The organism is Variovorax sp. P2_H12, from assembly GCF_056403395.1.
Window position 1 is genome coordinate 178,475 of the sequence record NZ_JBFUFO010000025.1, and the last position, 12,099, is coordinate 190,573.

Genomic DNA, 12,099 nt, shown 5'->3' on the forward strand with positions numbered 1-12,099 from the left:
ACCATGGAGGATTGGTCGTTGCTAACTGAGGAGGGCGAGCCACCGGTTCGCAACCCGCAATTTTACCCCGAAATGCCTCCTATTGCCCTTGGGGCTTCTCGATCAGGAGTGCGGCGACCACATGGCGGCCTTCGCTCGCGAGAATGTTGTAGGTGCGGCAGGCCGCCGGCGTGTCCATGGTCTCGACGCCGATGCGCTGCGCCATCAGCGGCTGGAGCCAGGCGGGTTGCGGAAATCGGATGCGCTTGCCGCTGCCGAAAATGATCAGTTCGGCGCCGAGCGCGGCCAGTTGTGCGAAGTGCTCCGCACCGAGTTGGCCGAATTCGCCGGCATCCCACTCGAAGCGCTCGCCGCGGGAACCGACCACCACGCTGGATTCGACCCGTTCGTTGTTGATGGCGACCCAGCCCGGGCCGTGTGCAGTGAGGGTCTGGACGTCGGATTTGTCGGGCTGTAGCTTCATCGAGGAGGGGGGGTGATCTGTGGTCAAATTATAGGTTTTCCCCTGCGCAGACCCCCTTGGAGGGACTTTGAAACCGCTCAAGAAATCGGCCAAGCTGGCCAATGTGCTCTACGACATCCGCGGCCCGATCATGGACGCCGCGAAGCAGATGGAGGAAGAGGGCCAGAAGATCATCAAGCTCAACATCGGCAATCTGGCGGTGTTCGGCTTCGATGCGCCCGAGGAGGTCCAGCAGGACATGATCCGCAACCTGCCGGCCTCGGCCGGCTACTCGGACAGCAAGGGCATCTTCGCGGCGCGCAAGGCGGTGATGCACGAGACCCAGAAGCAGGGCATCGCGGGCGTCACGCTCGATGACATCTATCTTGGCAACGGCGCCAGCGAGCTGATCGCGATGGCCACCAACGCGCTGCTCAACGACGGCGACGAGTTGCTGGTTCCGATGCCCGACTATCCGCTGTGGACCGCGGTGGCGAGCCTTTCGGGTGGCCGGCCGGTGCACTACCTGTGCGACGAGGACAACGGCTGGATGCCGAACCTGGACGACATCCGCGCCAAGATCACGCCGCGCACCAAGGGCATCGTGGTGATCAACCCGAACAATCCCACCGGCGCGCTGTACTCGGACGATCTGCTCAAGGGCATCGTCACGATCGCGCGCGAGCACGGCCTGGCGATCTTCGCGGACGAGGTCTACGACAAGGTGCTGTACGACGATGTCAAGCACACGGCGATCGCCAGCCTGTCGAAGGACGTGCTGACGCTGACCTTCAACTCGCTCTCCAAGAGCTACCGCTCCTGCGGCTACCGCTCCGGCTGGATGGTGGTGTCGGGCGACAAGAAGATGGCGCGTGACTACATCGAGGGCCTCAACATGCTCTCGAACATGCGGCTGTGCGCCAACGTGCCGGGCCAGTGGGCGATCCAGACCGCGTTGGGCGGCTACCAGAGCATCAACGACCTGGTCCATCCGGGCGGGCGCCTGCGCCGGCAGCGCGACCTGGCCTACGAGCTGATCACGGCGATTCCGGGCGTGAGCTGCGTCAAGCCCAGCGCGGCGCTCTACATGTTTCCGAAGCTCGATCCGAAGGTCTATCCGATCGAGGACGACCGGCAGTTCTTCCTCGAGCTGCTCAAGGAGACCAAGGTGATGCTGGTGCAGGGCACGGGCTTCAACTGGGCCACGCCCGACCACTTCCGCATCGTGTTCCTGCCGCACGAAGAGGACCTGCGCGAGGCCGTCGGCCGCATCGCCGGCTTCCTCGAACGCTATCGAAACCGGGGCGCCTGAGCCCCATTGCTCCAGAAGACGAATCGAATGAAACCCATCCAAGTTGGCCTGCTCGGCATCGGCACGGTCGGTAGCGGCACCTTCCAGGTGCTCCAGCGCAATCAGGAAGAAATCAAGCGCCGTGCGGGCCGCGGCATCGAGATCACCATGGTCGCCGACCTCGATACCGCGCGTGCCCGCTCGGTGGTCGGCGAGGGCGTACAGGTGGTCGGCGACGCGCGCGCCGTGATCGCCAACCCCGAGATCGACATCGTGATCGAGCTGATCGGCGGCTACGGCATCGCGAAGGCGCTGGTGCTGGAGGCGATCGCGGCCGGCAAGCACGTGGTCACGGCCAACAAGGCGCTGCTCGCGGTGCACGGCACCGAGATCTTCGCGGCCGCTCATGCCAAGGGCGTGATGGTGGCCTTCGAGGCCGCGGTGGCCGGCGGCATCCCGATCATCAAGGCGCTGCGCGAAGGCCTCACGGCCAACTCGATCCAGTGGATCGCCGGCATCATCAACGGCACCACCAACTTCATCCTGTCGGAGATGCGCGACAAGGGCCTGGACTTCGACACCGTGCTGAAGGAGGCGCAGCGCCTGGGCTACGCCGAGGCCGACCCGACCTTCGACATCGAGGGCGTCGACGCCGCGCACAAGGTCACGCTCATGAGCGCGATCGCCTTCGGCATTCCGGTGCAGTTCGACCGTGCGCACGTCGAGGGGATCACCAAGCTGGCGGCGCAGGACATCAAGTACGCCGAGCAGCTCGGCTACCGCATCAAGCTGCTCGGCATCACCAAGCGCAAGGCGCAGGGCATCGAGCTGCGCGTGCACCCGGCGCTGGTGCCCTCCAAGCGCCTGCTCGCCAATGTCGAGGGCGCGATGAACGCGGTGGTGGTCAATGGCGATGCCGTCGGTACCACGCTCTACTACGGCAAGGGCGCCGGCAGCGAGCCGACCGCCAGCGCGGTGATCGCCGACCTGGTCGACATCACGCGCCTGCACACCGCCGATGCGGCACACCGCGTGCCGCACCTGGCCTTCCATCCGGACGCGATGAGCGACCTGAAGATCCTGCCGATGGCCGAGGTCGTCACCAGCTACTACCTGCGCCTGCGCGTGGCCGACGAGGCCGGCGTGCTGGCCAAGGTGACCGGCCTGCTGGCGAGCGCCGGCATCAGCATCGACGCCGTGCTGCAGCGCGAGGCCGACGAAGTGGGCGGCGAAGGCTCGACCCAGACCGATCTGATCATCCTCACGCACGACACGCGTGAAGGCACGCTCGACGCCGCGCTGGCGGACCTGCAAGCGCTGCCGACCGTGCTGGCGCCGATCGTGCGCATTCGCAAGGAAGAGCTGTCCTGATGCGCTACCTGTCCACGCGCGGCCATCCGGACCGCCGCCGCTTCTGCGACATCCTGCTGGAAGGCCTCGCGCCCGACGGCGGGCTGTACCTGCCCGAGCAGTATCCGAAGGTCGATGCGGCCACGCTCGCGAAGTGGCGCGGGTTGCCCTATGCCGACCTGGCCTTCGAGATCCTCTCGCTCTACATCGACGACATTCCGCAGCACGACCTGAAGGGGATCTGCGCCCGCACTTACACCGCCGAGGTGTTCGGCACCGACGAGATCGTCCCGCTGCGCGAGCTCGAGGACGGCGTCTACCTCGAAGCCCTGTCGAACGGCCCCACGCTGGCCTTCAAGGACATGGCGATGCAACTGCTGGGCAACCTGTTCGAGTACGAACTGGGGCGCCGCGGCGAGCAACTCAACATCCTCGGCGCCACCAGCGGCGACACCGGCAGCGCGGCCGAGTACGCGATGCGCGGCAAGAAGGGCGTGCGGGTCTTCATGACCTCGCCCGACGGCCGCATGAGCCCGTTCCAGCAGGCCCAGATGTTCAGCCTGCAGGATGCGAACATCCACAACATCGCGATCAGCGGCGTGTTCGACGACTGCCAGGACATCGTCAAGGCGGTGTCGAACGACCTGGCCTTCAAGCGCAAGTACAAGATCGGCACGGTCAACTCGATCAACTGGGCGCGCTTGCTGGCGCAGGTCGTGTACTACTTCGCCGGTTACTTCCAGGCGACATCGGCCCCCACGCTCGGCACTGGCGTGTCCTCGCTGCCCCCCGAGGGGGCTCTTTCATCTTGGGGCGGCCCGGCGATGAAAGGCTTCAACGACAAGCAGGTCAGCTTCACCGTACCCTCGGGCAACTTCGGCAACGTCTGCGCCGGCCACGTGGCGCGCATGATGGGCCTGCCGATCCGCACGCTGGTGGTGGCGACCAACGAGAACGACGTGCTCGACGAGTTCTTCCGCACCGGCGTCTACCGCGTGCGCTCGGCCGCCGACACGCACGAGACCTCGAGCCCGTCGATGGATATTTCGAAGGCCAGCAATTTCGAGCGTTTCGTGTTCGACCTTGTCGGCCGCGACGCCGCCAAGACGCGCGCGCTGTTCGAAGGCGCACTGGGCAGCGCCGGCCGGTTCGACCTCAGCGCAGACCCGGCCTTCGCCGGGGCCGCGAACCGCTTCGGCTTCGCGAGCAGCCGCAGCACCCACGCCGACCGGCTGGCGACCATCCGCGACACCGACAAGCGATTCGCCACGCTGATCGACACCCACACCGCCGACGGCCTGAAGGCAGCGCGCGAGCATCTCGTGCCGGGCGTGCCGATGATCGTGCTGGAGACCGCACTGCCGATCAAGTTCGCCGAGACCATCGTCGAGGCACTGGGCCATGAGCCCGATCGACCCGCGCGCTTCGAAGGCATCGAAGCGCTGCCGAAGCGCGTCGTCAAGCTGCCGGCCGATGCCGAGGCGGTCAAGGCCTACATTGCACAGAACTGCGACTGACGTGGCGGGCACATGAAAGTCATCGGCTTCGCCGGCTACTCGGGCGCGGGCAAGACCACGCTGGTGGAGCGATTGATCCCGGTGCTCAAGCTGCACGGCCAGCGGGTCTCGGTGGTCAAGCATGCGCACCACAAGTTCGACATCGATCATCCGGGCAAGGACACGTTCCGGCATCGCGAGGCCGGCGCGTTCGAGGTGGTCGTGGCATCCGACAAGCGGCTGGCGCTGATTCGCGAGTTCGAGCGGCCGACCCAGCTCGGCGTGCACGAGCTCATCGCCGAGCTCGATGCCGGCGTCGATTGGGTGCTGGTCGAGGGCTTCAAGCACAGCGACCTGCGCAAGATCGAGATCTGGCGCGCGCCCGCGGCCGGCGAGGTCGCGCGGCCGGCGCGCTACATCGAGGACCCGTTCATCGTCGGCGTCGCGACCGACGATCCCGCAGGGCTGCCGCGGCCGACCGAGTTGCCGATCTTTGACCTCGACGACGTCGATGGCATCGGCGACTGGCTGCTGCGACATGCCGACCGTTTCGACTACAAGGTGGAGCACCATGGCTAGCACTTCCAACCGTCCGCCCCTGATGCCGCTCGACGAGGCGCTCGCGCGGCTGCTGGCGGCCGCCACGCCGCGCGTCGACACCGAAAGCGTGTCGACCTTCGAGGCCGATGGCCGCGTGCTGGCGCAGGACGTGGTGTCGGCGCTCACCGTGCCGCCGCGCGACAACAGCTCGATGGACGGTTATGCGGTGCGCAGCGCCGATTGCGCCACGGCCGGCGTCATGCTGCGGGTGGCCCAGCGAATCCCGGCCGGCAGCGTGGGCACGCCGTTGACCGCGGGCACGGCCGCGCGCATCTTCACGGGCGCGCAGATCCCCGAGGGCGCGGACGCGGTGGTGATGCAGGAAGACACGGCCGCGTTGCCGGAAGAAGGCGGCCTGGGCCGCGTGCGCATGGACATCGCACCGGCTGCGGGCCAGTGGATCCGCCGCGCCGGCGAGGATGTCGCGGCCGGCGACGTGGTGCTGTCCCGCGGCGAACGGCTCACGCCCGCAGGCCTGGGCCTGGCCGCAAGCGTCGGGCTGGACCGCCTGCAGGTGGCGAAGCGGCCGAGGGTCGCGCTGCTGTCGACCGGCGACGAACTCGTGATGCCCGGCGAGGTGGCGCCCGGGGCAATGAAGCCGGGTTCGATCTACAACTCCAACCGCTTCTTCATGCGGGCGCTGCTCGTGCGTCTCGGGTGCGAGGTCAGCGACCTGGGTATCGTGCCGGACCGGCGCGAGGCGACCATCGAGGCGCTGCGCGCAGCCTCGCTCAGCAACGACCTGATCATCACCACCGGGGGCGTGTCGGTCGGCGAGGAAGACCACATCAAGGGCGCGGTCGAGCACCTCGGACAGCTCGATCTCTGGTCGCTCTCGATGAAGCCGGGCAAGCCCTTCGCCTACGGCCGCATCGGCGATGCGCACCTGACCGGCCTGCCAGGCAATCCGGTGTCGAGCTTCCTGACCTTCCTGCTGCTGGTGCGGCCCTTCCTGCTGACCTTGCAGGGGGCGAATCGCGTGGCCCCGGAGCCGATCGCGATGCGCGCCGACTTCGACTGGCCGCGGGCCGACCGGCGGCGCGAGTTCCTGCGCGCGCGGCGCAACGCGGCCGGCGGCCTCGACCTGTTCGCCAACCAGAGCTCCGGCGTGCTGACCTCGATGGTGTGGGGCGACGGCGTGATCGACACGCCCGCGGGCCAGCCGTTCAAGGCCGGTGACACGGTGCAGTTCATTCCCTTCGCTTCGCTCTTGGGTTGAAGATGAAAGTCCATGTTCGCTACTTCGCCTCGGTGCGCGAGGCGCTCGGAACCGGCGGCGAAACGGTCGACACCGCGGCGTCCGACCTGGGCGCGCTGCGCGACGAACTGATCGCGCGCGGCGGGCCGCATGCGAGCGCCCTGGCGCGTGGCCGGGCGGTGCGCATGGCGCTCGACCAGATCATGAGCAGCGAGGCCGCCTTGCTGCGCGAGGGCAGCGAGGTCGCCTTCTTCCCGCCGGTCACGGGCGGCTGAGCGCTTCCAGCGTGGCGAGCAGGCGCGCGCGCCGCTCGGGCGCGACGCGCGTCATCGGCGAACGCAACTCGTCCTGCAGCAGGCCTTGCGCGGCCAGTGCCGCCTTCAAGGGGCCAGGGTTGGCGTCGGCGAACAGCGCTTCGATCAGCGGCAGCAGGGGCTGCCACTGCGCGCGCGCCTCTGTCAGCCGACCTTCGCCGAGCAGGCGCAAGACCGCCACGAAGCGCCCAGTTTGCAGGTGCGCACTCGCGGCGATCGCGCCGGCGCCGCCTTCGGCCACGGTGCTGAACAACTGCGCGTCCTCGCCCGCCAGCACCTGCAGCCGGCCGTCGGCGATCAGCGCGCGGGTCTTTGGCAGGTCGCCGCCGCAGTCCTTGATGGCGCGAATGCGCGGATGGGCCGCGAGCGCCAGCAGCGTCTCGCGCTCGATCGCGATGCCGGTGCGGTAGGGAATGTCGTAGATCAGCAGCGGCACCGCGCTGGCGTCGGCGATGGCGCCGAACCATTCGACAAGGCCGGCTTGCGAGGGGCGGATGTAGCTCGGCGCCGGCACCAGCAGACCGGCCAGACCGTGCGTGCCGAGTTCGCGCACCCAGCCCAGCGTCTTGCCCAGGTGGTAGCCCGACAGGCCCATGATGCGCGGCAGCGCGGGGGCCGCCCGGGCCACCGTGGCCAGCACGGCCAACTGCTCGTCGGCGTCGAGCGCGGCCGCCTCGCCAGTGGAGCCGCAGACGACGAAGCCCGCGATGCCGGTGGGCGCCAGCCGCTCGACCAGTGCCGCCAGCGCGGCATGGTCGACCGCGTGGTCGCGCAACGGCGTCACGAGCGGAATCCAGAGGCCCGAGAAATCGGGGGAGGGTGAATGAGAGTCTTGCACGCAGTGGTCCTTTCAGGGGTCGACCGATGGAGGAAACCACCGTCGAATGCGCGCACGCCACCCACTCTGGCCAGAGGCCTTGCAGTTCCGTCGCTCATCCGACGACGGAACCGAAGCTCCGGTCAGACGAGCTCGGGTTTTTCGGCTTTGCCTTGCAGGCGTGTGCAGGCCGCTTCTTCGCGAGAAGAAAGGCGGGATTGCAGGGCGCTGGAAGGCATCGCGCGAGTGTATCGCGGTGCCACAATCCGGTCATGACTCCCGCACGCGTTTCGATTCAGAAAGAGGACTTCGACCTGCAGAAGGAGGTTGCCGCGTTGCGCGCCGGCGACGCCCGGGTCGGTGCGGTCTGCAGCTTCATCGGCACGGTGCGCGACCGCAACGACGGCAGCACCGTGGCCTCGATGGAACTCGAGCACTACCCCGGCATGACCGAGAAGGCCATCGAGGCCATGATCGACGAGGCCCATCGGCGCTTCGACATCCTCGGCGCCCGCGTGATCCATCGCGTCGGGCTGCTGCAGCCGCAGGACCAGATCATGATGGTCGCCGTGACCTCGGCGCACCGCGGCGAGAGCTTCCAGGCCTGCGAATTCCTGATGGACTACCTGAAGACACAGGCGCCTTTCTGGAAGAAAGAGCAAACACCCGAGGGCGCCCGCTGGGTCGATGCGCGCGCCACGGACGACGAGGCCATGGCGCGCTGGGGCATCACCATCAGCAACGCTTAACCCCGAGCCCCGGCCGCGCGCAGCGCGCCGCCTTCGTGGGCTGCCGCGGAACCGGCTACGCCGGGCCGCTGGCAGCGCCCCCCGGCAGGGGGGTGGGCGGGCTACACGAAGTGAGCCCAACCTGGGGGGCGAGCCAGTTATTGCGGCTGGAAGCCGCTGGCCTTGATGATCTGCGCCCAGGTCTGGGTGTAGCTGCGGACCCGGCCGGCGAACTGGCCTTGCGGCATATAGCCGACCGTGAGGCCCATGGCGGTCAGGCGATCGCGCACGTCGGGCATCGCCAGCACCTTGGCCAGCGCGACTCCGAAGCGGTCGATCACGGGCTGGGGCGTGCCCACGGGGGCGAAGATGCCGTAGTAGGGCAGGTCTTCGAGGCCCGCGAGACCCAGCTCGGCGAAGGTCGGCACCTGCGGCAGCACGGCCTGGCGCTTGTCGCCGATCACCGCGACGACGCGGATCTTGCCGGCCTTCTGGTTCTCGATGAAGTCGGGAATGGAGCCGATGCCGGAGGAGATCTGGTTGCCGAGCATGTCGGCGAGCATGGGCGCGCTGCCGCGGTAGGGCGCGGCCTGGACATCAATCTTGTACTTGGCGCCGATCAGCTTGACGAGGAACTCGGGGATCGAGGCCGGCGCCGGGACGCCGATCGTGTCCTTGCCGCCGCGCTCCTTCCTGACCCAGGCCACGTATTCGTTGACCGACTTGGCCGGCGTGCCGCCCGATACGGCGAGCGCGTTGGCGAAGGTGGCGAAGCCCGCCACCGGCACGAAGTCGCGCGCCGGATCGAAGCCCGGGTTCTTGACCACCTGCGGCAGGATCGAGATCGAGTGGTCATGCGAGAGGAAGAAGGTGTGTCCGTCGGCCGGCGCCGCCTTGAGCGCCTGCGCCGCGATCTGGCCGCCGGCGCCGGCGCGGTTGTCCACGACCACCGAGGTGCCGAGCTCGTCCTTGAGCTTCTCGGCCAGCGTGCGGGCAATCACGTCGGTGCCGCCGCCGGCCGGGAATCCGACCAGGAGCCGGACCGGCGTGCCGGCCGGCTGGGCCAGCGCCAATCCCCCGGCGGCCAGCAGGCCGACCGTGAAAAAACCGCGCGCGAGGCGCGTGGCGCCACTCCATGTTGACTTCAGCATCTATCGACTCCAATGATGGGGGTGGAAAAAAGTCCGGGAGGTCTTGATATCGATCCGGAACGGCCCTATTTTGAATGCAGGAATCAAGCCATGCGCCAAGACAAACTCACTACCAAATTTCAAGAAGCCTTGAGCGACGCTCAGTCGCTCGCGCTGGGCAACGACAACGCCTATATCGAACCCGTCCACCTGCTGGTCGCCATGCTGCGCCAGGACGACGGCCCACGCGCGCTGCTCGAGCGCGCCGGTGCCAACGTGCCCGGTCTGCTGCAGGCCGCCGAGGCGGCGATCAAGAGGCTGCCGCAGGTCGAGGGCCACGACCAGGTCCAGGTCGGCCCCGAAACGGCCAAGCTGCTGCAGGCGACCGAGAAGGAATCCATCAAGCGCAACGACCAGTTCATCGCGAGCGAGCTCTATCTGCTCGCGGTGGCCGACAGCAAGGCCGACATCGGCAGCCTGGCGCGCAGCAACGGCGTGACGCGCAAGTCGCTCGAAGCCGCCATCGAGGCGGTGCGCGGCGGCCAGGGCGTGAACAGCGCCGATGCCGAAGGCCAGCGCGAAGCACTCAAGAAATACTGCATGGACCTCACCGAGCGCGCCCGGCTGGGCAAGCTCGACCCGGTGATCGGGCGCGACGAGGAAATCCGCCGCGCCATTCAGGTCCTGCAACGCCGCACCAAGAACAACCCGGTGCTGATCGGCGAGCCCGGCGTCGGCAAGACCGCCATCGTCGAAGGCCTCGCGCAGCGCATCGTCGCGGGCGAGGTGCCCGATTCGCTCAAGGGCAAGCGCGTGCTGTCGCTCGACATGGCGGCCTTGCTCGCCGGTGCCAAGTTCCGCGGCGAGTTCGAGGAACGTCTGAAGACCGTGCTGAACGAACTCGCGAAGGACGAGGGCCAGACCATCGTCTTCATCGACGAGCTGCACACCATGGTCGGCGCCGGCAAGGCCGAGGGCGCGATGGATGCGGGCAACATGCTGAAGCCGGCGCTCGCGCGCGGCGAGCTGCACTGCGTCGGCGCGACCACGCTCGACGAATACCGCAAGTACATCGAGAAGGATGCCGCACTGGAGCGCCGCTTCCAGAAGATCCTCGTGGGCGAGCCGAGCGTCGAAGCGACGGTCGCGATCCTGCGCGGCCTGAAGGAAAAGTACGAGGTCCACCATGGCGTCGACATCACCGACCCGGCGATCGTCGCTGCGGCCGAGCTGAGCGACCGCTACATCACCGACCGCTTCCTGCCCGACAAGGCGATCGACCTGATCGACGAGGCCGCGGCCAAGATCAAGATCGAGATGGACTCCAAGCCCGAGGTCATGGACCGGCTCGACCGCCGCCTGATCCAGCTGCAGATCGAGCGCGAAGCCGTGCGCCGCGAAAAGGACGAGGCCTCGCAGAAGCGCTTCGCACTGATCGAGCATGACATCGCCAACCTGCAGAAGGAAATCGCCGATCTCGACGAGGTCTGGCAGGCCGAGAAGGCGCAGGCCCAGGGCAGTGCGCAGATCCGCGAGGAGATCGACAAGATCAAGTTCCAGATCGCCGAGTTCACGGCCAAGGGTGACTTCAACAAGGTTGCCGAGTTGCAGTACGGCAAGCTGCCGGGGCTCGAGAAGCGGCTCAAGGAAGCGCAGGACACCGAGGCCAGCAAGGGCAAGTCCAGCGCACCCACGCTGCTGCGCACCCAGGTCGGCGCCGAGGAGATCGCCGAAGTGGTGGCGCGTGCCACCGGCATCCCGGTGTCCAAGCTGATGCAGGGCGAGCGCGACAAGCTGCTGATGATGGAAGACAAGCTGCACGAGCGCGTGGTTGGCCAGGACGAGGCCATCGGTGCGGTCGCCAACGCGATCCGCCGTTCGCGCTCGGGCCTGTCGGACCCGAACCGCCCGACCGGCTCCTTCCTGTTCCTCGGCCCCACGGGGGTCGGCAAGACCGAGCTGTGCAAGGCATTGGCGGGCTTCCTGTTCGACAGCGAGGACCACCTGATCCGCGTCGACATGAGCGAGTTCATGGAGAAGCACTCGGTCGCGCGCCTGATCGGCGCGCCGCCCGGCTACGTGGGCTACGAGGAGGGCGGCTACCTGACCGAGGCCGTGCGCCGCAAGCCCTACAGCGTGCTCTTGCTCGACGAGGTCGAGAAGGCGCACCCGGACGTCTTCAACGTGCTGCTGCAGGTGCTCGACGACGGCCGCCTGACCGACGGCCAGGGCCGCACCGTGAACTTCAAGAACACGGTGATCGTGATGACCAGCAACATCGGCTCGCCGATCATCCAGTCGATGGTCGGGCGGCCGACCGAGGAGATCAAGGAGGCGGTCTGGGATGAGCTCAAGAACTACTTCAGGCCCGAGTTCCTGAACCGGATCGACGAGACCGTGGTGTTCCATGCGCTCGACGCCAAGAACATCGAGGCGATCGCCGCGATCCAGCTCAAGGTGCTGACGGACCGCCTGGCCAAGATGGACCTCGGTCTCGAGGTGTCGCCGGCCGCGCTGGCCGAGATCGCCAAGGTCGGCTTCGACCCGGTCTTCGGTGCCCGGCCGCTCAAGCGCGCGATCCAGCAGCGGATCGAGAATCCGCTGTCGAAGCTGCTGCTCGACGGCAGCTTCGGGCCCAAGGACACGATCGTGGTCAACACCGACCCGATCCAGGCTCCGGGCCAGTTCGCGTTCCGCAAGGCCGGGGAACCAAGCGTCGAGGCCGTGGACTAA

Annotated in this window: 11 protein-coding genes; 8 read left to right on the top strand and 3 right to left on the bottom strand. The window is 67.7% G+C overall.

The features are described from left to right. Positions 1-79: 79 nt before the first annotated feature. Positions 80-463 carry an Mth938-like domain-containing protein gene (locus AC1DYK_RS19950; protein WP_478156523.1) on the bottom strand — a complete coding sequence of 128 codons (384 nt, stop codon included), beginning with the start codon at positions 461-463 and terminating at the stop codon, positions 80-82. Positions 464-530: 67 nt separating this feature from the next. Here AC1DYK_RS19950 and AC1DYK_RS19955 point away from each other — a divergent pair, with 67 nt between their 5' ends. Genes AC1DYK_RS19955 through AC1DYK_RS19980 form a run of 6 tightly spaced genes read left to right on the top strand, consistent with a single transcriptional unit; the run spans position 531 to position 6,652 of the window. Continuing rightward, the gene (locus tag AC1DYK_RS19955) at positions 531-1,754 is read left to right on the top strand and encodes a pyridoxal phosphate-dependent aminotransferase (protein ID WP_478167877.1); all 1,224 of its coding nucleotides are present in this window, start codon (positions 531-533) and stop codon (positions 1,752-1,754) included. Between the two features lie 27 nt (positions 1,755-1,781). After that, a complete protein-coding gene (locus AC1DYK_RS19960) occupies positions 1,782-3,104 on the top strand; it encodes a homoserine dehydrogenase (protein WP_478089935.1) in 1,323 nt (440 codons plus the stop codon). Next, positions 3,104-4,600: a threonine synthase gene (locus AC1DYK_RS19965; RefSeq protein WP_478167878.1), complete on the top strand. Its 1,497-nt coding sequence runs from the start codon at positions 3,104-3,106 to the stop codon at positions 4,598-4,600. Before AC1DYK_RS19960 ends, AC1DYK_RS19965 begins: the two co-directional genes overlap by 1 nt. 12 nt (positions 4,601-4,612) lie before the next feature. Further along, the gene (mobB, locus tag AC1DYK_RS19970; RefSeq protein WP_478156521.1) at positions 4,613-5,158 is read left to right on the top strand and encodes a molybdopterin-guanine dinucleotide biosynthesis protein B; all 546 of its coding nucleotides are present in this window, start codon (positions 4,613-4,615) and stop codon (positions 5,156-5,158) included. Continuing rightward, the gene (locus AC1DYK_RS19975) at positions 5,151-6,398 is read left to right on the top strand and encodes a molybdopterin molybdotransferase MoeA (protein WP_478167879.1); all 1,248 of its coding nucleotides are present in this window, start codon (positions 5,151-5,153) and stop codon (positions 6,396-6,398) included. Before mobB ends, AC1DYK_RS19975 begins: the two co-directional genes overlap by 8 nt. Before the next feature lie 2 nt (positions 6,399-6,400). Continuing rightward, positions 6,401-6,652, top strand: a complete 252-nt coding sequence (locus AC1DYK_RS19980) for a MoaD/ThiS family protein (RefSeq protein WP_478089931.1) — start codon at positions 6,401-6,403, stop codon at positions 6,650-6,652. Here AC1DYK_RS19980 and dapA read toward each other — a convergent pair. Further along, positions 6,639-7,529 carry a 4-hydroxy-tetrahydrodipicolinate synthase gene (dapA, locus tag AC1DYK_RS19985; RefSeq protein WP_478167880.1) on the bottom strand — a complete coding sequence of 297 codons (891 nt, stop codon included), beginning with the start codon at positions 7,527-7,529 and terminating at the stop codon, positions 6,639-6,641. The two genes, AC1DYK_RS19980 and dapA, sit on opposite strands and share 14 nt — an antisense overlap. A gap of 251 nt (positions 7,530-7,780) precedes the next feature. Here dapA and AC1DYK_RS19990 point away from each other — a divergent pair, with 251 nt between their 5' ends. Continuing rightward, positions 7,781-8,257 (top strand): molybdenum cofactor biosynthesis protein MoaE, encoded by a 477-nt coding sequence (locus AC1DYK_RS19990; protein WP_478167881.1) that lies wholly within the window; start codon positions 7,781-7,783, stop codon positions 8,255-8,257. 137 nt (positions 8,258-8,394) lie between these two features. Here AC1DYK_RS19990 and AC1DYK_RS19995 read toward each other — a convergent pair whose 3' ends face one another. Beyond that, complete coding sequence (locus AC1DYK_RS19995) at positions 8,395-9,387, bottom strand: Bug family tripartite tricarboxylate transporter substrate binding protein (protein ID WP_478167882.1); 993 nt, start codon at positions 9,385-9,387, stop codon at positions 8,395-8,397. 90 nt (positions 9,388-9,477) lie between these two features. Here AC1DYK_RS19995 and clpB point away from each other — a divergent pair, with 90 nt between their 5' ends. After that, complete coding sequence (clpB, locus tag AC1DYK_RS20000) at positions 9,478-12,099, top strand: ATP-dependent chaperone ClpB (protein WP_478167883.1); 2,622 nt, start codon at positions 9,478-9,480, stop codon at positions 12,097-12,099.